The sequence below is a fragment of the Sulfuriroseicoccus oceanibius genome, from assembly GCF_010681825.2.
GTDB classification, from domain to species: Bacteria; Verrucomicrobiota; Verrucomicrobiia; order Verrucomicrobiales; family SLCJ01; genus Sulfuriroseicoccus; species Sulfuriroseicoccus oceanibius.
Genome location: NZ_CP066776.1, coordinates 2,930,993 through 2,952,864, shown reverse-complemented (window position 1 = coordinate 2,952,864; position 21,872 = coordinate 2,930,993). Strand labels below are relative to the sequence as shown.

Sequence of the window (21,872 nt, the reverse complement as noted above, 5' to 3'; positions counted from 1 at the left end):
CTAGTCCCTAGTAACCAATCCCCAATAACCAGTTCATGAAAGTTTCCATCATCGGCGGCGGTGGCCGCGTCGGGTCGAATGCGGCGATCTGCCTCCAGTGCGCCGGCATCGTCTCCGAGATCCAGATTCTCGATGCCAATGAAGCGCTCGCCGAGGGCGAGGCGCTCGATTTGCTCCACGGGGCCTCGTGCTTGTCAGACCAGCGCATCTATGCCGGCGACTATGCCCGTGCCGCGGACTCGGATGTGTTCATCATCACCGCAGGTCTGCGCCGCAAGCCGGACGAATCACGACTCGATTTGATCAACCGGAACGTGGGGTTGTTTTCCCAGATCCTCCACAGCATCAAGTCGGCGGGAATGAAGGACGACGCGATTGTGTTCGTCGTCTCGAACCCGGTGGATATTCTGACGCATCTCGCGGTGAGCTATCTCGGTTTGCCATGGCAACAGGTGATCGGACTGGGCACGATGCTCGACACGGCACGTTTCCGCTCGCTGATCGCCAACGACCTTGAGCTGGCTCCGACCCAGGTGAAGGCGCTGATTCTCGGCGAGCACGGCGACAGTATGTTGCCGGTGTGGTCGTCTGCTACTGTGGGCGGCTTGCCGCTTGCCGGAGTGAATGGGTGCGACGCCAATTACCAGCGCCAGGTTTTTGAACGTACCAAGAAGAGCGGAGCCGAAGTGATCTCGCGCAAGGGCGGGGCCGGATGGGCGGTCGGGGCATCGATTGCCGAAACTGTTCACGCCATCGCGCTCGATAAGAAGCAGTTGTTGCCCGTCTCGAGTCTCCAACAGGGAGCCTACGGTCTGCGCGATGTCTGCCTGAGTGTACCGACTATTGTAGGACGACACGGGGTGGAGAAGCATCTTGAGATCGATTTGTGGCCGAAGGAAAAGCAAGCGTTGCTAGCCTCCGCCAAAGCGCTCAAAGACATGCTCCGCCAAGTCGCCCGAGGGTAGGGAAGGCAGGACGAACGTGTCCTGACGGATGGGCCGCAAGAAACACGAGAAGCCACGAAAAGGTAGGCGACTCGGTAATCTGATCTTTTTGCGTGGGACTTTGCAGATTACCGGCCGATGAAGCGATGGCGTTTGGGAGTGCAGTGAGAATCACTGCTTTCGATTGCAGGCGGAGCCGGTGGTGGTGATCAACGCGCTTTGCTTCAGGTCGAATTGAACAAAACGTGTCCTGATTGACGCAGCCGCGCTGCACGACATTAAGGTGTCCGATGATGGCAGGAGGCGGCCATCGGGTAGGCAGTCCGCTTCGGTGGCGACGCCCGCTCGGCCGGTTGGCTGGTGCGGTGCGATTCCCCAGGGTGTGGTCGCCTGAGGCTCCCGTCACCCTGGGCTGGGTTCCATTTCCCTTTCAGGGAAGGTATGGCCCGCATCGAGTTGCCTGGTGGATTTTCTGTCGATGCGGAAGCGGCAGCGTCGGCTAAGGCGTGGACATCGCTTTTCATTTATCGGCATCGCGTCGCAACAATCATTCATCCCGAAGAATGCGTTGGTGCGGCCAATCATCAGGCTGCAGCGCTGTCCTTCCAGCATCCCTCCTGAAAGGAGGTTGGACCAAAGCACAGGGCTTCAGCCCTGTGGGTTGATGGACGCCCCGATCGCGCACCCTGAGAGGGTGCTGGAAAGTCGAGGGCAGGAAACGTTGGCAAGTCGTTGGCAGTCTCGTTGTGGATCCTTGCTGAATGGCTATTTGGCGCTTTCTTGCAGGGCGATGCCGATGGGAGATGCTGCCGCAAAAAGATAGAACAGGCTCCACAGTCCCACTTTGCTCCAAAAGCGAAGCGGCGACTGCGTTCGAGTGGCGGTGCCCTGATTGTCGCTGATTTGGCCGCTAGCGATCGCTGCAATGATGAAGCCGCCGACGGCATAGCACCAGAAGCCTGGGATTAGGAGGTAAATGAAACTGAACCTGTGAATCACCGACGCAGCGATCACTGATGCTACGACGGGGGAGAAGATGATGGAGAAGGCGAACCAATGCCGCATCGGAGCTAGCAGCGGTGAGATCGGTGCTAGCCGGAGCTTCTCCGCAAGCTGTGATGGTCTTTTCTTGGGCTGAACGTATAGCCCGGAAAGTCGCCCTGGCTGGAGTTCTAAAATGCCACAACGTGGGCACTGCAGGCCCATGGTTCGGCCGCCTCCAGTTGCCAAACTCGGAGCATGACAGCGGGGGCAGCCGAAGCGCAGTTTGCCAAAGGTGAAAATGACTCCGATGACGGCGCCGGTCACCGCGATGAAGAGTCCCCATCCTATCCCGATGATCGCGGCTAGCTGCCAAGGCGAGTCTTTCGGAAGCATCCATACGGCGAGGATACTTGGAAAAATCAAGTAAGCGCTAAGGCAAATCCTATGCCATGTCTGGATATTGACCATTCGGCAGTGACTCTAGCAGACAAGTCATCAACGCCCCGGGAAAAAGATCTCAGGTACGGAGAACATTCCGGCGATTGCAAGGATCGCCAAACCAACCATTCCGATGTAGCCGATGCCCAGCATCCAGATTCCCAGCTGAAGCAATACTCCAAGAACCGCAAGCACCATGGGGAACTTACGGTTGCCCTGAACGTAGCTGACGGTGGTTACGACAAGCCAGGTGGCGGTTACGAAATAGTACATCGCTCGGGGGATGGGGGAGAGAAACCCTGCCGGGAAGCTGGCGTGCGGAGGATAAAGCCGCTCCGATTACTCTGCGGCAGCGCTTTCAATCGCATCCAGGCGGCGCTTTGAGATGCGGTAGGTGGTGATGGCTTCTTGAAGCCATTCACCGTCGAAGCCCTTTAAGGTGTGGTCCTCGGAGCGGGCCTTTTTAACAATCAGCTCGCTGCCCCTCTTGAGCGATTCACTGATTTTGCGCTGGAGAATGTCGAGCGCGATTTGGGTAAGTTCGGCTTGGTGCTGGTGAACCAGTGCATTTTTGATGCGTTTGGTCTCTTTTCTGGCGGCCCTCTTGACCTTGTCGTCTGCGCTCAGACTGTTGACCTTTTGGGTATTTTCTTCGATCCCTTCCATGCACACTTGGCGGACGATCACCTCACTGGCTGGGAGCGGCTCGGCTGTGGCGTCGCTCTGGTTGAAGTAGTTGGTGATGGTTTGGTCGATGTCGACGAACTTTTGCTCAACTTCCGCGACACAGGCGGAGAGTGCATCGTCAGCGTATGCGCTGAAGCCAAGGTGCAAAGAAAGAAGGATCAGGGTGGGGTATTTCATAGGGGCGAAGATCGTTTGTTGAGCTCTCTTGCACTGGTTAACCAAATGGTTAACGAGGCACGGATATCGCGCGGAGCTTAGGGGGGCTAGCGAGTTCTCAACAAGAGGATTTTTGCTCCCATTTATGCGCTGGAGCCACCGGGAGCCCACCATGCATCAGTGAGCCTTGCCCGGTGCTCGAGGCGATGTGCTGGCGCTATTGCGCGGTGAACCCGCCGTCCATGACGATGCTTTGGCCGGTGGTCCAGGTGGCGTCGCGGCAGAGGTAGAGCACGGCGGAGGCGACTTCCTCAGGTGTGCCGCTGCGGCCCATGGGGTGCATGGCTTCGATGGCTTGTTCCATCTCCGCGTTTTTGCCGGTGAAGCGATCGTAGAGATCGGTTTGCACGGCACCGGGGCAGACGGCATTGATGCGCACGCCTTGTTGCGCGTATTCAAGCGCGACGGCTTTGGTGAGGCCGATCACGGCGTGCTTGGCGGCAATGTAGAGTGGGATTTGAACCATGCCGATGAGTCCCGCGACGGATGATGTGTTCACCACGCAGCCCCCTCCGGATTCGATGATGGTTGGAATGGTCTCGCGCATCACCAGCCACACGCCCATCACGTTGACATCTATGATCTTGCGGTAGTCGTCGATCGTTTGGTCGGGGAGTGGCGATGGAACCTGTTCGACGCCCGCGTTGTTGAACACATGGTGCAGGCCGCCGAATTCGCTTTTGGTCCGAGCCACGGCATCGCGGATGAATGTTTCGTCGGTGACATCGCCTGTGAGGGGAAGGCAGCTTGCGCCGATCTCCTTGATAGCAACGGCCGCGGATTCATTTTGCTCCGCGCGACGCCCTATGATCGCGACATTGTATCCATTGGAGGCGAAGAGCTTGGCGGTTGCAAGACCGATGCCGGCGTTGCCTCCGGTGATGAGAATGGTTTGATTGCTCATTAGCGGGTGAGGTTAGGGTTCTGGTGGAGCGGTGGTGTCCGCAGGATCAGCGGGGGTGAACGAGAGCACTTGGTATTGCTGGCGCTTGTCCTCTGGAATGTGGATCTGTGAGGTGGTGAAGTAGATCCGTCCATCGCGGCCGATGGCGAATGAGTCGGCCCAGCGGATGCTCGGCGCCTGCAGGACTTCGCTGACTTTGTGGTCGGGGTGGAGTTGGTTGATGCTGTTGGTTTCGAGGCCTCCGAGCCAGAGGTTGCCAGTGGAATCGAACATCATCCCGTCGGTGGCTGGGACCTTGGCGACCTGTTCGACCTGCTCTGCCAGCTCGTCTGGGGAGAGCTCGGGATTTGTGAGAGCTGCGGTTTCAACCCGGTAGAGCGTGTGGCTGGTGAGGGCGATGAAGTAGATATACTGCCGGTCAGGAGTCAGGGCGATGCCGTCGGCGTCCACGCTGTTTTTCCAGACGACGCCGTCGCACACGAGCTGGTCGAGTTCGCTTTTCACCGACGGATGTCCTTCGAGCAGGCGGCGTGATTCGCCGGATTTGAGATCGAGCACGATCAACGCACCGTTACCGGAATCGGTGAGGTAGGCGACGTTGGATTCGGTGTCGATGCGCACATCATTGAAGTAGGAGTTGGGGCGGTAGACTCCTTCCGGGAATGGGTAGGCTTTGACCTTTTGGTTGGTTTTGAGGTCGATTTGGTAGAGCACGGGGCCCTGCTTCTGTACGCCTTTGAATTGCGGGTTGTTGGTATCGAGGACCCAAAGGCGGTCTTTGGCATCGATGACTACGGATTGCACCGCGTTGAAATGCGCGTCGCTGGTGCGGTCGTTCCACTCGGGCGACGGGTAGGGAACTGCTTTGCCGTCTTTGATCTCCGCTACGCTGACGGGAACGTTATCGGACCAATACGGATAGTTCACGAATAGCCGTCCGTCGGAGCTAATCGCGACTCCGGTCCATTGTTTGGCCGATGAGGCTTCGACTTTGAGCGGCGGCTGGCCGTCCTTCTGAGCATGGGCTGGCGGGCAGGCGATCAGAGCGCCAGCCAGCAACACGGTGAGTGGATGTTTCATTGCGGAGAATGGGGGAGCAGTTGGAAATGGTGCGCAGTTTATTGACTGCCGAGTGCTTGATCGGCGGGAATGAGCGGGACGCGGGTGGAGACAGCGTGGAGGCCGATCAGGTGGATTGGCTCGCTGACCGAGGTGCAGCAGTCGGGCAGAATAGTGACTTTGTATTTCTCGGCTGCTTTCGAGATTGCAGTGTGGGTGACGCAGTTTTGGGTCATCATTCCGCAGATGAAGAGCTCCCCGACTCCGAGGTCGGTGAGTAGTTGCTCGAGACCGGTTTCATGAAACGAGTCAGCGTATTCTTTGATCACTACCGGAGCTTCCGGTGCGGCGGCGAGTACATCTGGGTGGATGGCTGCGCCGTCGGTACCTTTGTTGAAGAACGGGGCGATGCCAGCCTCCGGATTCGCGATGTGTTGGATGTGGATGATCTCGACTTCGCGTTGTTTTGCGAGATCGATGGCGTGTTTGACCGCATCGAGGCATGGGTCTGCATTCCATAACGGGAACAAACCTCCAGGGAAGTAGTCCATTTGGAGATCGATGAGAAGGATGGCCTTTTTCATGGGAGGCAAGGGGTGGGGTATATGGGAAGCACGCGTCGGCTGTCGTTGGCGTGCCGGCACGTGCTTTGAGAGGTGGGACTAGGCGAGGTCGAAGCGGTCGAGGTTCATGACTTTGTCCCAGGCTGTAATGAAGTCGCTGACGAACCGGGCTTCGGCATCTTGCGCCGCGTATACCTCGGCCAGAGCGCGCAGTTGCGAATTGGACCCGAAGATCAGGTCCACCCGGGTGGCAGACCATTTCACCGCACCTGTGCTGCGGTCGCGCCCCTCGAACATCCCCTCGACGTCGTTGGATGGATGCCACGTGGTGCGCATGTCCAGCAGGTTGGTGAAGAAGTCGTTGGTGAGCGTGCCCGGGTGCTTGGTGAAGACTCCGTGCTCGGATTGTTTGTGGTTGGCCCCCAGCACACGTAGGCCACCTACCAAGACGGTCATCTCCGGTGCAGTGAGCGTGAGCAGTTGGGCCCGGTCGAGTAACAATTTCTCCGCTTTGGTGGCGACATTGGGTTTGAGGAAGTTGCGGAAGCCGTCGGCGATGGGCTCAAGCGGAGCGAAGGCTTCGGCGTCTGTTTGCTCTTGGCTGGCGTCGGTGCGGCCCGGGGTGAAGGGGACTTGCACTGCATGCCCGGCGCTGAGCGCGGCTTGCTCGACCGCTGCACACCCGCCAAGGACAATCAGGTCTGCCAGCGATACTCGTTTGGAGTCGCCATGAGCGATATGGAACGCGGATTGGATCCCTTCCAGAGCGGTCAGTACCTTGGTGAGTTGTTCCGGTTCGTTGGCCGCCCAGTCTTTCTGCGGTGCCAGACGGATGCGGGCGCCGTTAGCGCCCCCGCGGCGGTCGGACTCGCGGAAGCTGGAGGCCGCCGCCCACGCAGTGGCGACCAGTTCGGCGGTTGTCAGTCCGCTGGCGAGGATCTGTTGTTTTAGATCGGCGATGTCGTGTGGATTGACCAACTCGTGATCAACTGCAGGGACGGGATCCTGCCAGATGAGGTCTTCGTCTGGGACTTCCGGTCCGAGATAGCAAACGCGAGGCCCCATGTCGCGGTGGGTGAGCTTGAACCACGCACGGGCAAAGGCGTCGGCGAACTTTTCCGGGTTCTGCTGGTAGTCACGCGCGATGGGCTCGTAAATTGGGTCGAACTTCAAGGAGAGATCGGCGGTGGTCATCATCGGGCGATGCTTCTTTGCCGGGTCAAAGGCATCTTCGACCATGTCTTCTTCGTCGACGTCTTTGGCCAGCCATTGATGGGCACCTGCCGGGCTCTTGACCAATTCCCAGTCGTACTTGAAGAGTGTGTTCAGGTAGCCCATGTTCCATTCGGCGGGCTTGGCTTTCCAAGCACCCTCGATGCCGCTGCTGATGGTGTCGCCGGCGTTGCCGCAGCCGTGGCTGCTCATCCAGCCGAGGCCTTGTTGTTCGATCGGGGCGCCTTCGGGCTCGCGGCCGACGAGATCGGGGTCACCAGCACCGTGGCATTTGCCAAAGGTGTGCCCGCCGGCGATGAGTGCGACGGTTTCTTCGTCGTTCATTGCCATGCGGCCGAAGGTTTCGCGGATATCACGCCCGGAGGCGACTGGATCTGGATCTCCGTTTGGCCCCTCGGGGTTGACGTAGATGAGTCCCATCTGTACTGCAGCGAGCGGATCTTCCAAGTCGCGGTCGCCGGAGTAGCGCTTGTCGCCCAGCCACTCGGTTTCGGTGCCCCAGTAGATGTCTTTTTCCGCTTCCCAGACGTCTTCTCGGCCGCCACCGAAGCCGAAGCTTGGGCACCCCATTGATTCGAGCGCGCAGTTGCCGGCAAGAATCATCAGGTCAGCCCAGGAAATTTTTTCGCCGTACTTTTGTTTGATCGGCCAGAGCAAACGTCGTGCTTTGTCCAAGTTAACGTTGTCAGGCCAGCTGTTGAGCGGGGCGAAGCGTTGTCCTCCGGAACGTGCGCCGCCGCGGCCGTCTCCGGTGCGGTACGTGCCGGCGCTGTGCCAGGCCATGCGGATGAAGAACGGACCGTAGTGCCCGTAGTCAGCCGGCCACCAGTCCTGCGAATCCGTCATCAGCGCGTAGAGATCCTCCTTGAGCGCCTTAAGGTCTAGCTGCTGAAACGCCTCGGCATAGTTAAAGTCCGCTCCCAGCGGGTCACCTGCCGGTGGGTTTTGATGAAGGATCGATAGATCGAGCTGGTCGGGCCACCAGTCTTTGTTAGTTGTTCCGTCGCTGGCAGCAGGGCGGGCGGACATTCCGGTGATCGGGCATTTTCCAAGTTCGCTCATCGTTGGTGGTCTTTGAGGTGGTAGATTCCTTCGCGCCATGTGGTAACAGCGCGCGCACCCCACCTACGAGGCGCAGCCAAAATCAGATGCCTCGCCTTGCTCCATGTTGCGCTTTTCAAGCGCCCGCTAACACCCATCAGGCAAAGGAAGCTACAATTTGATGCCAGCCATCAAATGCGGCCGCGCACCATTTCGCGACGTAATCATTGGTATGAGAACGACAGCGAAGGCCCGTGGAATGGGCGATGATTTGCGTAGGGCGTTGGTTGGTATCGAGGCAAAGACCGCGGCGAAAGTTGGCGCAGGATGGTGGGATCTGCGCGAGGGACCGGACGGAAAAGTGGTGAGTATGCAGCGCAAACGAAAGCGGATTCTCGGGGAGAAGGGGCGTGATGCTTGTTACCACGTGATGAGTCGCACCGTGGGGGGCGAGGTGTTCTTCGATGATGTGGAAAAGGAGGCTCTGAGAAAGCTGATCTGGAAGATGGCGCGCTTTTCGATGGTGAAGGTGGTGACGTACGCGGTGATGGGAAACCATTTCCACGTGTTGGCCGTGGTGCCGGATGCGGAGAAGACGTTGGAGAAGTTCAGGCAACCTGGCGGAGAAAAATTGCTGCTGAAGCATATCTCGTGTTTGTACTCGCTCGATGCGGTGCAGATCCTAGAGAACCAGCTGCAGACGCTGCGCAAGCGGGGAGAGGAGAAGGCGAGAAAAGAGATTATCGAGCGATTGCTGGCGCGAATGTGCGATGTGTCACGCTTTGTGAATGAGGTGAAGGTCCGGTTTACCCGTTGGTACAATCGTAGGCATGAACGCAAAGGCACGCTTTGGATGGAGCGGTTCAAGAGTGTGTTGATTGGCAGTGATGCGGCGATGCGTAGTGTGGCTCTGTATATTGATCTGAACCCAGTGAGGGCCAGGCTTGTGGATGATCCCGTGAATTATCGATGGTGCGGCTGGGCGGAAGCTGAGGCTGGTGGGAGTCGCCGGGCTCGCCGAGGGATCTGCAAGGCTGTGCACTGTGCGGTGGACAGTTGGGAGCGAGGTGACGGGACGGCGCGTAAGCTCTACCGGGAGGCGTTGGCTTTTGTAATCGCACGTGAAGCTCGTGTTGGTGATCGACAGGGTTCCACCAACGATTCAGCGCTTACGCGTCATTTGATGCGGAGGACGCGGTATTTCAGCGACAGCTTGGTTATTGGAACGCGGGGCTTTGTGGAGGATGCCTTCCGGCGCTACGCGGGGAGCTTCTCTGACAAGAGAAAGACTTTGGCGAGTCGGATACGCGTTCCTGATAAACGGGGGAGGCTGCAGGATGAGAATCACTTCACGATGAAGAATCTTGTGAAGGATGTCTGGGGCTAAGGTGAACTGAGTGAGATCTGGGCAAAAAAACGTCGCTAGTCAGAACAACCCCAGTCTAACTAGCGACTAACGGAGCTTTGCGCCGCAACATAAGCGCGAGAGCCTCCGCTGTGTAAGGAACGGTGGAGTTAGGCAATGGATTAGGTAGAAATAGAGAAATATTTCATATTTTTCCGGGAGGGAAGATTTTCTTGATTCGGAGTAGGCGGCGATGGAGACGTGGTGTGATCTTTTCTGCGCCATCTCTGCGCCAACGTTGGTCAGTTGGTTTCTATTTCTAGTGGTTTGGAAGTGATTTGCTATGAGTCGGTTGTGTGTTTTGGTGGTGCTGCGAGTGCAATTGATTGCAATTGATGGCTGGCATCAAATCGCGGTCGGGGCGAGGACGAGAGAGTGCTGGGAGGCTAGTTTGCGAGGAGGCTGATTTCGGCGGCGCCGGCGTAGGGTTTGCCTTGTGGGGAACTCAAAGAGGTGAGGCGGAAGAATTTGAGGTGTGTCGTTTTTTTGAAGAGATGCGTGCGCTGTGAAGGATCGTTAAGGATGTTGCCGAACTCTCCATGTCCCAGAGCGAACCAGGTGCTGCCATCGAGAGATGCTTCGAGCTTGAAGCTCTCGATCATGGAGTCTGGAACTCGTTTGTCTTGGCGGGGCAGATAGGTGAAGCCGGTAATTTTGCGAGGCTGAGGGAGTTCGATGGTAAGCGTGTGTGGGTGTGCGGGAGCTCCGGGTGCCCACGATGTATGCCAGAATGTGTTTGGATTTCCATCGGTGGCTTTGGAGGCGTCGTACCCGGCGTGGGCGCTGCTTGCGGTGGTTTTCCATCCCTCGGAGCTTATCCCGACGCGAGTGGTTGTGACTTCCCCCATCGCGTTGCCGGCGAAGCTGCGGGCAGATACAGTGCCGCCCTCATTGAGTGTGATGGGGCCGGAGTAGAGTGGCGATGTCTGGGTGGGTTCAGTGCCATCGAGCGTGTATCGGATTTCAAGTGAGTCCGGGGAAGGCGTGTCGTGGCCGGCGGTGGAGGCGGTGTTCAAGGTGACGATACCGTGATGCGCGGTGATGGTAACGCTCTTCGGAGGGGCTTGATAATAATGGGCGGCGACTTCGGCGATGGAGGGTGTTGCCCGGGCGTCGAGAATGCGGACGCGGAATTGATTCGTAGTGACAGCCGGGAAGCGGTGGATGCGTTTGTAGCCGATGGCTTCGGCCGCCGAGACTTCCTGCCATTGGTTGTTGATCCATGCGTCTACGGCATGGGATTTGACCCGTTGGCCCACTTTGGTAATGGACTCCTGGAGGGTGAAGCGGTTGATGGTTTGTGGTTGTGGCAGCGTCAGCGTGAACTGGCCGGACAAGCCATCGGGTTGCCAGAAGGTGTTGAGGTCCTGATCATCCAGATTAGGGGCATCAGATTGCAATCCTGCGGCGAGATTCGTTCTGTAGGTGGCTTTGATACGGCGACCGGCTTCGAGGAGCGATTGGGTATCCCGTTCAGAGAAGACGCCATCTTTGTTCGGTGGGATGTTGAGCAAGAAGACGGCGTTGCCTCCGACCGAGCGTTCATAGACGTCGAATACCCAGTCTGCGCTTTTGACGGGTTGTTCATGATCATTGCGCCAGAACCATCCACCGCGGATCGAGGTGTCGACTTCAGAGATAGAGTAGTTGAGGAAATTTGCTTTCCACTCCTTGCCGTAGACGGTGAAGGACGGTTTTACGATTTCCGACTCGTAACCGATGGTTTCTTCGCGGCGATCGAGACCGGAATGATCGTCCATGTCGTGCATGGTGATCACGTTCCATTCGTTTTTCCGGGTGCCTCCGTGTTCGTTTCCGCACCACCGGATGTCTGGTCCGCCGAAAATGACGGCGTCAGGGGCGAGTTGACGGATCATTTTGAACCACGATTTTTTGTCGTAGGTTTGGCCGCCCTTGCGCTTTGGATGGGCTCCATCAAACCAGACCTCGTGGATTTCTCCATACTCGGTGAGCAGTTCGTAGAGCTGGTTCATGAAGTAGCGGTTGTAATCGTCGACCTTGGCGTGAAAGACAGGCATATCGTGGTCGATCTCGCGCTGCTTCATGGGGTCGGAGTGGAATGAGTCCGGTGCTGTGGGAATGACGCTATCGACCTTTTTTGAGAGGTTTCCGTAAAGGCCTTCGGGGTGCTCGATCTGATAGAGGTCGGCTGGTGATAAGTAGACACCGAGCTTGAGGCCGTATTTCTTGGCTGAGGCGGAAAGGAGTTTGAGGACATCCCCTTGGCCGTCCTTCCATGGTGAGGCCAGCACAGAGAACTGGTCATTGTAGCGGGTTTGCCAAGTGCAGAACCCGTCGTGGTGCTTCATGGTGATGATGACCTTGGTCATGCCTGCGTCCTTCATGATCCGGCACCACTGGTCTGTGTCGACCTTGGTGGGGTTGAAGACTTTTGGATCTTCCATGCCGTTGCCCCATTCCTTTCCTGTGAAGGTGTTAGGTCCGAAGTGGATGAACGCGATGAACTCTTCGTGGTGATAGGCCAGTTGTCGTTCGTGAGGGACGATATTTGCGGCGATCTCGATTTTCTCTGCAGCGGTTTCCTTGCCGGTGAACTGATAGGACTGAATGATTTTCTGGTCTGCCGCGAGAGTACTGGTTACGAGAGCGAGCGAGGCGAGGGTGAGTGTTTTTGGCATGGTTGGCAGGGCTTGAAGGTGATCGTTGGGGGCGGGCGTGCGTTGGGATTAGATGGCGGTCTGTTTGTGCAACTTTATGTGCAGGTGGATACACGATGGGACGAGGTTTCTTACAGCTTTTTTTGGGGAAATGAGTCCACGGGAGGGCGTGCTATGCGGTGGAGTGAATTTGGAAACAAATTGGTGTATTAGGCGAATTTCCCGCTTCCTATATGATAGCTTTTGATTAGATTCGGCGCATGCAGATTGAGAACCCGGATGTTGTGTTGATTGGCAGTGGCGTGATGTCGGCGAATCTTGGAGCGTTGCTCAAGAAATTGGACCCGAAGTTGAGGATTCAGCTTTATGAGGTGGCTGATGGGTTTGCCGAGGAGGCGTCCAATGCGTGGAACAACGCGGGGACCGGGCATGCGGGGATCTGTGAGTTGAGCTACACGCCGAACCGTCGTGCGGATGGAACGGTGGATGTGGACAAGGCGTTCGAGGTTTTTGAGCAGTTTGAGCAGACGCGGCAGTTTTGGGCGTATGCGGTGCGCAGTGGGATGATCGAGAATCCGAGAGATTTCATCAACCGGGTGCCGCATTTGAGTTTCGTGCATGGGCAGGAGCAGGTGGACTTTTTGAAGGACCGGCACGCGGCGCTTTCCAAGCATCACTTCTTTTCAACGATGGAGTACACGACGGATCGCGAGATGATTGGTGAGTGGGCGCCATTGTTGATGGACGGGCGGGGCGACGTGCCGGTGGCGGCGACCAAGATGGAGAATGGGACGGATGTGAACTTTGGTGAGGTCTCGCGGAAACTGATTGCGTGGCTTTCTGCGCAAGATGGGTGCAATGCGGTGGCATCGCACCGGGTGACGGATCTGTCGAAGAGAGATGGGCGCTGGGAGATTGAAGTGCGGGATCTCAAGACCGGCGAGGTGAAGAAGAACACGGCAAAGTTTGTGTTCGTGGGTGCGGGGGGCGGGAGTTTGCCGCTGTTGCAAAAGGCTGGGATTCCTGAGGCTCACGGCTATGGCGGTTTTCCGATTGGTGGTCAGTGGCTGGTGTGTGACGATCCGGAGATCGTGAGCCAGCATGAGGCGAAGGTTTACGGTCAGGCACAGGAAGAGGCACCAACCATGGCGGTACCCCATTTGGACACCCGTGTGATTGACGGCAAAAAGGCGATTCTGTTTGGGCCGTTTGCGTCGTGGACGATGAAGTTTCTTCATCAGGGCGGCAAGCAGACTGACTTGATGAAGTCGGTGAAGCCTAGCAATCTGTTCACCCTGTTGAAAGTGGGAGCTTACAACCTCGGCCTGGTGAAGTATTTGGTGCAGCAGGGCACGCAGAGCATGAAGGACCGAATGGATGTGTTGCATCGGTTTTACCCGGCAGCTGACGAGAAGGACTGGAGGTTGATCGATGCGGGGATCCGCGTGCAGGCGATCACCGAGGAGGATGGCTCGGCGGGGATTGTGCATTTTGGCACGGAAGTGGTGACCAGTGCGGACAAGTCGATTTCGGCGTTGTTGGGGGCGTCGCCTGGAGCATCGGTGTGTGTGAATGTGATGATCGAGGCGATCGAGAAGAGCTTCCCGCATTTGCTGAATAGCGAGGAAGGGAAGGCGCTGATGGCTGAGATGGTCCCGACTTATGGCGTGAAGCTGGTGGAGGATCCGGAGTGCTACGCAAGGGTGAAGCCGCTTGCGGATGAGGCGCTTGGGGTGTGATGGGAAAGGGGGTGTGATGGGAAAGGGGGTGTGATGGGAAAGGGGGTGTGATGGGAAAGGGGGGAACCACGGAGCGACTGAGGAACCAGGAAGCGACGAGTATTTGAACCACAGAGGACTCAGAGAACACAGAGTTTCATTGGTTGGTTGATCACGAAGCGTCGAATACCCTCTCTCAGGAGGGGGACGTTGAAATTGATCAATAGACCAACCTTGAGGCCGGATAGTCTCATGTAGGTTAGGAGTTGAGCTTCGTGGATGGGCTCTATCTTTCTTACGCTCTTGAGTTCCACGGTAAGGTGCTCGTGGATCACGAGATCCATTCGGTATCCGCAGTCCAATCGTGTCCCTTTGTAGCGAACCGGTAGGGGTACCTCTGATTGGTAGGGCACCTTTTCGAGAGTCAACTCGTGCTCCAGGCATCTATGATATGCGGGCTCCAGTAGGCGTGGGCCGAGGCTACGGTGTACTTCGATTGCACAGCCGATGACTGCTCTGGAAATCGGATCGTAGTTTTTTGCGCTCTCTTTCGCTGGATCGTTATCATGTTATATTGTGGCACTGATGTGAATCATGAAGTTTAAGAGCAGGTCTTGAGCAATGGATGAGAAGCTCTGTGTACTCGGTGTTCTCTGTGGTTGATTTGTCAGGTACAAAAAAACGCCGCGACTGGTTTTGGGACCGGTCGCGGCGTTTTGGGAGAATTGGGTGTGCTTAGTCTTCTTTCTCGAGTTGGAGACGAGGGAAGAGCGGCTTCGGTTTGCCGGTGGTGTGGCCGGATGGAAGCAGGCCCCATCCGAGGTCACCGAGTTTGATCGAGCGTTGCTCTGGTGTCAGGCGCAGTTGGTCTTGGAGGTTGGCTGCGGCGGCTGGCATGACAGGAGCAATGAGCAGCGACACCTCAGCGATGACTTCGGCCATGTGATAGAGCACAGCGTCGAGCTGGGCTGCTTTGTCTTCGTCCTTGGCGAGCGCCCATGGAGCGGATTGTTCGGCGAACTGATTGGTCTGGACGATCCATTTCCACACGTGCTCGAGAGCGAGGTGTGGGAGGTTGTTGTCCATGGCCTCGGCGTAGCCGGCGCGGGCGGAGTCGCCGGTGGAGCGGAGAGCTTGGCAGATTTCGTCGTCGTAGCCGGAGTCGGCGGTGAGTTCACCACCGCGGTAGCGCTTGACCATGTTGAGTGTGCGATTGCACAGGTTGCCGAAATCGTTGGCCAGATCCGAGTTGAAGCGGGTGATGATGCGTTCCGGTGAGAAGTCGGCGTCGGCACCGGTGGCGATATCGCGCACGAGGTAGTAGCGCAGGCCGTCTGGACCGAAGGTTTCGGCGAGTTCGGCGGGGTCGACGACGTTGCCGAGGGATTTCGACATCTTCTCGCCGCGAATGTTCCACCAGCCGTGGACGAGGAGCTTTGGCATTTGCTCGTCCGAGAAGCCGATGGCGTGGAGCATGATCGGCCAATAGATACCGTGTGGTGGGACGAGGATGTCCTTGCCGATGATGTGGACGGTTTCCGACGACCAGAGCGACTCGAACTTAGGCAGCTCCGCGTTGTCGGCCGCTTCGTATCCGGCGAACGAGATGTAGTTGGTCAGGGCGTCGAACCAGACGTAGGTGACGAACTCAGGGTCGAATGGGAGTTCGATGCCCCAGCGCAGGCGGCTCTTCGGGCGGGAGATGCAAAGGTCTCCGCCTTTTTCCGATTTTTCGAGCGCGTTGAGAAGTTCCTGACGGCGGAACTCAGGGAAGACGAAATCCGGATGGGACTCGACGAACCCGCGGAGCCATTCCACGTGGTCTGAGAGTTTGAAGTACCAGTTTTCCTCTTCGACTTCCTGGACTTCGCCCCATTCCGGGCCGAACTCGCCTTGTTCGTTGCGGTCGCGATCGGTGAGGAATTGTTCCTGGCGCACCGAGTAGAAGCCCTGGTGGGACTTCTTGTAGAGCTGGCCGTCGTCGTGGAGCTTTTGCAGAATGGCCTGGACGCAGGTGGCGTGGCGTGGGTCGGTGGTGGCGGCCCAGCCGTCGTATTTGACGTCGAGGGTTTCCCACAGTTTGAGGAAGCCCTTGGTGATGCGGTTGGCGTAGGTGGCCGGGTGGACGTTCTCCTTCTCGGCGCTTTGTTGGACCTTTTGGCCGTGTTGGTCTACTCCGGTGAGGAAGTAGACGTCTCGGCCGGCGAAGCGGTCGTAGCGAGTGAGGACGTCTGCGAGAACCTTTTCGTAGGCGTGGCCGATGTGAGGCGAGCCGTTGGTGTAGTCGATAGCGGTGGTAATCAGGCGCATGGGAAAGAGAGACTAGTGGTTCATGATTCGGGATCGGGCTCTGGGTTGCCGGGTGTCGGATTCCGGCGGTGTGAGCGTGAGGCGATCCCGTCTAAGACAAGGGAGCCATCCTCAATCGGATGGCGATGGGTTTAGGCGGATGGTGGCGTATCTTTAACCACCTTTCCACCCAGCGAGAGGATGCGGGCATTGCCCTTGGCATCCTCGGCTTCGGCGATTTGTCCATTACGGACGTACATCTGGGAGAGTGATGTCCACGCGAGCAGATCGTTTGGACGGAGGGTGGTGGCCATCAACCCCGCACCGATGGCCTCCTGGACTTGGTCGGTCTTGAGCAAGACCATCCCGAGAGCGTGCCAGCCGTCGAAGAAGTCGGGGTCGATTTCGACACAGCGGCGGTACTTGGGAATCGCGGCGTCGATATCCCCCAGAGCGAGGTCGCCATTGGCGTCATCGAACAAAGCGTCGCGTTCTTCGGTGGTTGCGTTGGATTGGTCGCTCATGGTGGGATGCTTATGACGTGGCCGCGGTCCGAACTTGGGGTTCGGGGCTACTCGACGTGTGGATTAGCGTTGATGATCGCTTCAGTCCACCATTCGCTCTGGATGTTGTTGGTGGCCTCGAGAGCGAGTCGGCTGGCGAGGGATGCGATCTCTTCTTCGCGGGTCTCCGAGCGCTCGATTTCACGCTTGGTGATCAGAGCGATCTGGAAGCCGTCAGCGGTTGGGATGACAGTGCTGAGTTCTCCAACATTGAGCGAGCTGAGCTCGGCGAAGAGAGTGCGGTCAGCGGCGGATGCTTCAGCGGTCAATGCGACCTGGCGTCCTTCGGTGAGTGTGCCGTTGGTGATGTTTGCCGAGGATTTGAGGGCGGCGAGTGAGGTGCCTCCGTTGGCGAGCTCGGCGAGTTTGGTCTGAGCTTCATTGGCGGCGACTTCAGCCAGGTTTGCGCTGTTGGCATTGACCAGTGCGGCTTTCACTTCGTCGCGGATGGACTCGAGTGGCTTTGGCTGAGCGGCGAGGAAGTCTTTCACCAACAGAACGACCGAGCTGTGGTCGCCGTTGACGAACATGACTGGAGCGTCCTTGCTTTGGACTTCCAAGAGCTGGCGTTGTGCCGGGCGGAGAGCTGCGGGTGCGTTGAAGACATCGAAAGGTTCGCTGAGTGTCGGGCTGACCTCGAAGCTTGCTGCGGCTAGCTCGAACGAACTACCGGTGCGGATGGCTTCGTAGAGTTCGTCTGCCTTGCGGCGCATCGCGATTTTGGCAGCGTTGTCGGCCTTGGCACGAGCGGCGGCTTGTTCTTCGGTTTCGTTTTCAGCAGCTGGGGTCGGCTTGTGGTCGAAGCTGACGTACTGAACCACCAGGCGAGGCTGGTTCATGAAGCGGTCTTTGTTTTCCTCATAGTAGGCGGCAATTGCCTCGTCCGAGGTGTCGACTTCGCTTTCAAATTGAGCATCGGTGAATGCCAGGATGTCTGCAGTGATGATCTGGTTGAGGAGTTCGTAGCGTTGTGTAGCGCGCCACTCAGGTGTTTGGACGCCAGCCCCGAGGGTTTCAAAGATCTTCTGGGCCGAGCGGAAGTCGCGAACGACCTGCTTGATGTCGGCTGCGGTGAGACCACTGCGGCTGAGGGTGACAGGGCGTTCGCCTGGAACCGGACCGTATGGGGTTTGCTGAACGATGTAGATGCCTTCCGATGGCTGGGATGGGTCGCCGCCTTCGTAGGCGAGGAAGCGTGATTCGTCGAACTGTCCGTTGGTCTGGAATGCCGGGGTGTTGCGGATGATTTCCGTGACTTCGTCGTCGCTGACCGCGATGCCAAGGCGCTTGGCTTCATTGCGGACGAGTTGGATGGTGGCAGGGTAGACGCCGTCACCGAGGGATTCCCCGTGGGTCTGACCCAGCATATTGACGAGAGGGGAGATGATTTCGGATCCTGGCAACTGGAGATGAGCTGCGATCATCTGTTGGTTGCTGATGCGTCGGTACTGGCTCACCTTGAGTTTGGCATCGCCCACCACGAGAGTAGGAACGTGCTGGCCTGTCGTGGTATCGGCTTTGGTGAAGAACCATCCGAATGCCGCGCAGATTGCGATGGTGACGATAATCAGGAGGCCTTTCTGGTTTTTGCGGATTGTGGTGAGCATGTCAGGAATGCGTGATGTGAGCGATGGTTGTGCGACGGGATGGGCGCCACGAGTGCTCGGAGGCTGTGGTCGCGTCTGAGGTGTTTAGCGGATTCGGGGCGCGCCGCACACAAAAAAAATGCGGTCAGCGGGGATGGCAGGACCGCCCCGCCGACCGCGGATGGAAAATTGTCCGAGCCGGGAATTAGCGCATCTTGTAAGCCGGGGTGATTTTACCGGTGTCGCAGACGTTGATGCCGCAGCTGGTTTCCCAGCGCAGTGACGAGATTGCCACAGGGCCGGAGAGGAATGCGCTGCCGTCGCTGTAGAGCGAGACGCGTGGTGGATCTGGAAGTGGGACTCGCAGTTTTGCCCAGCGTTCCTTGAGTTCATCCGCGGATTCAGTTGCCCATGCGACGGTGTTGTCGATGTGGAGTTTCTCCAGCTTGGCGAACCATTCGTCGTCCTCTTCCGGCATGAAGAAACCGGCTGCCTCAGGCGAGCGGTAACGGATGCAGGTAAAGTTCTCGTTGTCCTCAGCGAGTTCGCGGGCGGTCTGCGAGAGCTTGGTGAAGTGGGCTGCTTTTTCCTCGCTCCAAGGCACGAGGATGAAATCAGGACCGTCGATGTCGGAACTGCCAACAGGAAGAATCAGGGACTGGTACATAGGGGTGGAGGAGTTCGCCCGTTGGCCCTGGCGGGTGGCAAGCTTGGGCAATCTTAAGGAAATCTAGACTAGTAAGGTGTTTCAATTCACCACGATAGACGGGGATGCAACCAGATTCTGTCGACTTGGCGGGAATCGGAGGGGCGTCCGGGAACGAAGTGGTGGGGGGTGAAGGGGACTGATTTCCGCGGGTCAAATGCCGGTGCCCCATTCAAAGTCGGATGACTGCATCATCGAGCAATGGTCCATGCATTCGGATGGCTCCGAGCTGGATGCCCGTCCCACGACTTCTGCGGGAACGCCTACCACGGTGACATGCTCTGGGACATCTGCCAAAACGACACTGCCGGCGCCGATCCGAGATCCTTGGCCGATTTCGACTCTGCCGAGGATTTTGGCTCCAGCTCCGATCAGCACGCCCGAGCGCACGATGGGGTGGCGGTTGCCGTGTTCTTTGCCGGTTCCTCCCAGGGTGACTTCGTGAAGGATCGAGACATTGTCTTCCACGATGGCGGTTTCACCTGCGACAAAAGAGGTCGCGTGGTCAAGAAGAATACCGCAGCCGAAGCGGGCGGCCGGGTGGATATCCACGGCGAACGCTTCTGAGATCATGCTTTGGAGAAGGCGTGCCAGTGTGTGACGGCCTTGTTTCCACAAGAAATGAGCCGCACGGTGCGCCGACAGCGCGTGAAACCCTTTATAGAACATCAAAGGGTCAAGGTAGGTGTCGGCGGCGGGGTCGCGGTCTTTAATAGCGATCAAGTCGCAGCGCAGTGCATCACCTACCGCAGGGTCGGAGAGGTAGGCGGTTTCGAGAAGGCGCAGAAGCTGGGCTCCAGTCAGGCCGTGGCCCTCGAGTTTGCCGGCGATTCGAGCAGCGACCGCGGCTTCGAGTGACGGCTGGCCTAGTACGGTCTCGTCCATGGCTGCGGCGAGGATGGGCTCGGCTTGAATCGCGCGGGCGGCTTCCTCTTGAAGAGCGTCCCATACGGGATCCGCGTTGCGGTGGGCTGAGAGATCCGCGGGGCGTCGTGTGGTGTGAGGGACGCTGGATTCTCCGCCCGGCGAGGACGAGGTGGGAAAAGGTGTGTTCATGATGAGAGCGATGAAACGAGCCGCTTGGCGGGAGGGCGCAATCTAGCGCAATCTAGCGAAAAGGGAAATGCTGACAAGATTGATTACTTTGCAGAGGATTTGATTTTACTTTGGCCTGGGTTCGGGCGATCAATCAAACCGTGAAGATTTCCCGCAAACTTGAAAATGCCTGTCGTGTGTTGGTGCAGCTGGCCAACCGTTATGATGCGGGAGGTGTGTCGCGGGTGGAGGAGTTGGCACAGGCTGAGGAAGTATCCTCCAGTTTTCTGCTACAGATTCTCAATGATTTGCGCAAGAGCGGTTTGGTTTCGAGCAAGCGGGGGAAGTTTGGTGGCTATCAGTTGGCCCGGCCGCCGCGTGAGATTTCACTTGGGCAAGTGGTTGAGGCGCTTGAGGGTGGTTTGATTGATGTGGATCTGGAGGTGCTCGGGGAGTCCGGGCAGCGGGTGGTTTCGGCATGGCAGGAGATTGCGCGTCATGTCGATGCGAAGTTGCATGCCACGACGCTTGAGGACATGGCAGGCACGGCGAGTGCCGATATGTTCTACATTTAGAGGCTAGAGGCTAGAGGCTAGAGGCTAGAGGCTAGAGGCTAGAGGCTAGAGGCTAGAGGCTAGAGGCTAGAGGCTAGAGGCTAGAGGCTAGAGGCTAGAGGCTAGAGGCTAGAGGCTAGAGGCTAGAGGCTAGAGGCTAGAGGCTAGAGGCTAGAGGCTAGAGGCTAGAGGCTAGAGGCTAGAGGCTAGAGGCTAGAGGCTAGAGGCTAGAGGCTAGAGGCTAGAGGCTAGAGGCTAGAGGCTAGAGGCTAGAGGCTAGAGGCTAGAGGCTAGAGGCTAGAGGCTAGAGGCTAGAGGCTAGAGGCTAGAGGCTAGAGGCTAGAGGCTAGAGGCTAGAGGCTAGAGGCTAGAGGCTAGAGGCTAGAGGCTAGAGGCTAGAGGCTAGAGGCTAGAGGCTAGAGGCTAGAGGCTAGAGGCTAGAGGCTAGAGGCTAGAGGCTAGAGGCTAGAGGCTAGAGGCTAGAGGCTAGAGGCTAGAGGCTAGAGGCTAGAGGCTAGAGGCTAGAGGCTAGAGGCTAGAGGCTAGAGGCTAGAGGCTAGAGGCTAGAGGCTAGAGGCTAGAGGCTAGAGGCTAGAGGCTAGAGGCTAGAGGCTAGAGGCTAGAGGCTAGAGGCTAGAGGCTAGAGGCTAGAGGCTAGAGGCTAGAGGCTAGAGGCTAGAGGCTAGAGGCTAGAGGCTAGAGGCTAGAGGCTAGAGGCTAGAGGCTAGAGGCTAGAGGCTAGAGGCTAGAGGCTAGAGGCTAGAGGCTAGAGGCTAGAGGCTAGAGGCTAGAGGCTAGAGGCTAGAGGCTAGAGGCTAGAGGCTAGAGGCTAGAGGCTAGAGGCTAGAGGCTAGAGGCTAGAGGCTAGAGGCTAGAGGCTAGAGGCTAGAGGCTAGAGGCTAGAGGCTAGAGGCTAGAGGCACACTGTGGTTTTTATGGTGTGGGGTTATGGAATTTGTAGTTGGTGTGGAAATGGTTTCCGCGCCTGGGGGGAACTTTTGCCAAGAGCGGCCAAATCGGGCTGTCTGGCGCCTATGAGAAGTGAGAGTCAGCTCCTCGTTTCTGATAAGAGCAGGCCTGAACAGGGCGGCTAATGTCCTTGAGATATTGGGTTCATCGGGACTTTTTCTGGCGTGTGCTTCGGGTGGGTTGGAGAATTGTCAGCGTCATTTTTAAGAATTGACCAACAATTCTCTAGGTTATGGTGGATTAAAAAATGACGTCAGGGTAAAAATATGACGCTCGAAATGGAGAAATGATACCCGCTTCGGAAGGGTTAATCATTCACTCGAGTTAAACATTGTTCGT

General features: G+C 57.6%; 19 protein-coding genes. 5 read left to right on the top strand and 14 right to left on the bottom strand.

The genetic code is table 11. From position 1 onward, the window contains the following. Positions 1-35 precede the first annotated feature (35 nt). Both G3M56_RS11785 and G3M56_RS11780 read left to right on the top strand, forming a co-directional pair. Positions 36-965, top strand: coding sequence for a lactate/malate dehydrogenase family protein (locus G3M56_RS11785; protein ID WP_164363770.1), 930 nt, complete (start codon positions 36-38; stop codon positions 963-965). A 420-nt stretch (positions 966-1,385) separates the two neighbouring features. After that, positions 1,386-1,565: a hypothetical protein gene (locus G3M56_RS11780; RefSeq protein WP_164363768.1), complete on the top strand. Its 180-nt coding sequence runs from the start codon at positions 1,386-1,388 to the stop codon at positions 1,563-1,565. A gap of 144 nt (positions 1,566-1,709) precedes the next feature. Here the strand turns inward: G3M56_RS11780 and G3M56_RS11775 are convergent, their stop codons facing one another. The 7 genes from G3M56_RS11775 to katG all read right to left on the bottom strand — a co-directional run bounded on the left by G3M56_RS11775 (position 1,710) and on the right by katG (position 8,090). Further along, complete coding sequence (locus G3M56_RS11775; RefSeq protein ID WP_164363766.1) at positions 1,710-2,396, bottom strand: hypothetical protein; 687 nt, start codon at positions 2,394-2,396, stop codon at positions 1,710-1,712. A 27-nt stretch (positions 2,397-2,423) separates the two neighbouring features. Then, positions 2,424-2,639 (bottom strand): hypothetical protein, encoded by a 216-nt coding sequence (locus G3M56_RS11770; RefSeq protein ID WP_164363763.1) that lies wholly within the window; start codon positions 2,637-2,639, stop codon positions 2,424-2,426. 66 nt (positions 2,640-2,705) lie between these two features. Next, a complete protein-coding gene (locus G3M56_RS11765) occupies positions 2,706-3,230 on the bottom strand; it encodes a hypothetical protein (protein ID WP_164363761.1) in 525 nt (174 codons plus the stop codon). Between the two features lie 196 nt (positions 3,231-3,426). Beyond that, positions 3,427-4,173 carry an SDR family NAD(P)-dependent oxidoreductase gene (locus tag G3M56_RS11760; RefSeq protein ID WP_164363759.1) on the bottom strand — a complete coding sequence of 249 codons (747 nt, stop codon included), beginning with the start codon at positions 4,171-4,173 and terminating at the stop codon, positions 3,427-3,429. A 12-nt stretch (positions 4,174-4,185) separates the two neighbouring features. Continuing rightward, positions 4,186-5,253 carry an SMP-30/gluconolactonase/LRE family protein gene (locus G3M56_RS11755; RefSeq protein ID WP_164363757.1) on the bottom strand — a complete coding sequence of 356 codons (1,068 nt, stop codon included), beginning with the start codon at positions 5,251-5,253 and terminating at the stop codon, positions 4,186-4,188. A gap of 38 nt (positions 5,254-5,291) precedes the next feature. Further along, positions 5,292-5,816 carry a cysteine hydrolase family protein gene (locus G3M56_RS11750; protein ID WP_164363756.1) on the bottom strand — a complete coding sequence of 175 codons (525 nt, stop codon included), beginning with the start codon at positions 5,814-5,816 and terminating at the stop codon, positions 5,292-5,294. A gap of 78 nt (positions 5,817-5,894) precedes the next feature. Then, positions 5,895-8,090 (bottom strand): catalase/peroxidase HPI, encoded by a 2,196-nt coding sequence (gene katG / locus G3M56_RS11745; RefSeq protein ID WP_164363754.1) that lies wholly within the window; start codon positions 8,088-8,090, stop codon positions 5,895-5,897. A 211-nt stretch (positions 8,091-8,301) separates the two neighbouring features. On the opposite strand from katG, the gene G3M56_RS11740 reads away from it, so the two are divergent. Beyond that, complete coding sequence (locus G3M56_RS11740) at positions 8,302-9,456, top strand: transposase (RefSeq protein ID WP_164363752.1); 1,155 nt, start codon at positions 8,302-8,304, stop codon at positions 9,454-9,456. Positions 9,457-9,860: 404 nt separating this feature from the next. Here G3M56_RS11740 and G3M56_RS11735 read toward each other — a convergent pair whose 3' ends face one another. Beyond that, the gene (locus tag G3M56_RS11735; protein WP_164363750.1) at positions 9,861-12,134 is read right to left on the bottom strand and encodes an alpha-L-fucosidase; all 2,274 of its coding nucleotides are present in this window, start codon (positions 12,132-12,134) and stop codon (positions 9,861-9,863) included. Between the two features lie 239 nt (positions 12,135-12,373). Here G3M56_RS11735 and mqo point away from each other — a divergent pair, with 239 nt between their 5' ends. Beyond that, positions 12,374-13,852, top strand: a complete 1,479-nt coding sequence (gene mqo, locus G3M56_RS11730) for a malate dehydrogenase (quinone) (protein ID WP_164363748.1) — start codon at positions 12,374-12,376, stop codon at positions 13,850-13,852. 119 nt (positions 13,853-13,971) lie between these two features. On the opposite strand, the gene G3M56_RS14275 is transcribed toward mqo, so the two are convergent. The 6 genes from G3M56_RS14275 to cysE all read right to left on the bottom strand — a co-directional run bounded on the left by G3M56_RS14275 (position 13,972) and on the right by cysE (position 20,031). Then, positions 13,972-14,355 (bottom strand): GxxExxY protein, encoded by a 384-nt coding sequence (locus G3M56_RS14275; protein WP_164363826.1) that lies wholly within the window; start codon positions 14,353-14,355, stop codon positions 13,972-13,974. A gap of 211 nt (positions 14,356-14,566) precedes the next feature. Further along, positions 14,567-16,141, bottom strand: a complete 1,575-nt coding sequence (metG, locus tag G3M56_RS11725) for a methionine--tRNA ligase (RefSeq protein WP_164363746.1) — start codon at positions 16,139-16,141, stop codon at positions 14,567-14,569. 131 nt (positions 16,142-16,272) lie between these two features. Beyond that, entirely contained in the window at positions 16,273-16,644 is a 372-nt protein-coding gene (locus tag G3M56_RS11720; protein ID WP_164363744.1) for a tetratricopeptide repeat protein, read from the bottom strand. Between the two features lie 47 nt (positions 16,645-16,691). Beyond that, positions 16,692-18,290 carry a peptidylprolyl isomerase gene (locus G3M56_RS11715; protein WP_164363742.1) on the bottom strand — a complete coding sequence of 533 codons (1,599 nt, stop codon included), beginning with the start codon at positions 18,288-18,290 and terminating at the stop codon, positions 16,692-16,694. A gap of 184 nt (positions 18,291-18,474) precedes the next feature. Continuing rightward, positions 18,475-18,936: a hypothetical protein gene (locus G3M56_RS11710; protein ID WP_164363739.1), complete on the bottom strand. Its 462-nt coding sequence runs from the start codon at positions 18,934-18,936 to the stop codon at positions 18,475-18,477. 192 nt (positions 18,937-19,128) lie between these two features. Further along, a complete protein-coding gene (cysE, locus tag G3M56_RS11705) occupies positions 19,129-20,031 on the bottom strand; it encodes a serine O-acetyltransferase (RefSeq protein WP_164363738.1) in 903 nt (300 codons plus the stop codon). A gap of 140 nt (positions 20,032-20,171) precedes the next feature. On the opposite strand from cysE, the gene G3M56_RS11700 reads away from it, so the two are divergent. Continuing rightward, the gene (locus G3M56_RS11700) at positions 20,172-20,585 is read left to right on the top strand and encodes an RrF2 family transcriptional regulator (protein WP_164363736.1); all 414 of its coding nucleotides are present in this window, start codon (positions 20,172-20,174) and stop codon (positions 20,583-20,585) included. Positions 20,586-21,872: the final 1,287 nt, after the last annotated feature.

Coding starts and splice junctions, on each gene's coding strand:
- G3M56_RS11755 (WP_164363757.1), bottom strand. CDS start 5,253: ATGAAACATCCACTCACCGTGTTGCTGGCTGGCGCTCTGATCGCCTGC.
- G3M56_RS11710 (WP_164363739.1), bottom strand. CDS start 18,936: ATGTACCAGTCCCTGATTCTTCCTGTTGGCAGTTCCGACATCGACGGT.
- katG (WP_164363754.1), bottom strand. CDS start 8,090: ATGAGCGAACTTGGAAAATGCCCGATCACCGGAATGTCCGCCCGCCCT.
- G3M56_RS11750 (WP_164363756.1), bottom strand. CDS start 5,816: ATGAAAAAGGCCATCCTTCTCATCGATCTCCAAATGGACTACTTCCCT.
- G3M56_RS11715 (WP_164363742.1), bottom strand. CDS start 18,290: ATGCTCACCACAATCCGCAAAAACCAGAAAGGCCTCCTGATTATCGTC.
- metG (WP_164363746.1), bottom strand. CDS start 16,141: ATGCGCCTGATTACCACCGCTATCGACTACACCAACGGCTCGCCTCAC.
- G3M56_RS11775 (WP_164363766.1), bottom strand. CDS start 2,396: ATGGTCAATATCCAGACATGGCATAGGATTTGCCTTAGCGCTTACTTG.
- G3M56_RS11760 (WP_164363759.1), bottom strand. CDS start 4,173: ATGAGCAATCAAACCATTCTCATCACCGGAGGCAACGCCGGCATCGGT.
- G3M56_RS11765 (WP_164363761.1), bottom strand. CDS start 3,230: ATGAAATACCCCACCCTGATCCTTCTTTCTTTGCACCTTGGCTTCAGC.
- G3M56_RS11785 (WP_164363770.1), top strand. CDS start 36: ATGAAAGTTTCCATCATCGGCGGCGGTGGCCGCGTCGGGTCGAATGCG.
- mqo (WP_164363748.1), top strand. CDS start 12,374: ATGCAGATTGAGAACCCGGATGTTGTGTTGATTGGCAGTGGCGTGATG.
- G3M56_RS11780 (WP_164363768.1), top strand. CDS start 1,386: ATGGCCCGCATCGAGTTGCCTGGTGGATTTTCTGTCGATGCGGAAGCG.
- G3M56_RS11735 (WP_164363750.1), bottom strand. CDS start 12,134: ATGCCAAAAACACTCACCCTCGCCTCGCTCGCTCTCGTAACCAGTACT.
- G3M56_RS11740 (WP_164363752.1), top strand. CDS start 8,302: ATGAGAACGACAGCGAAGGCCCGTGGAATGGGCGATGATTTGCGTAGG.
- cysE (WP_164363738.1), bottom strand. CDS start 20,031: ATGAACACACCTTTTCCCACCTCGTCCTCGCCGGGCGGAGAATCCAGC.
- G3M56_RS11720 (WP_164363744.1), bottom strand. CDS start 16,644: ATGAGCGACCAATCCAACGCAACCACCGAAGAACGCGACGCTTTGTTC.
- G3M56_RS11770 (WP_164363763.1), bottom strand. CDS start 2,639: ATGTACTATTTCGTAACCGCCACCTGGCTTGTCGTAACCACCGTCAGC.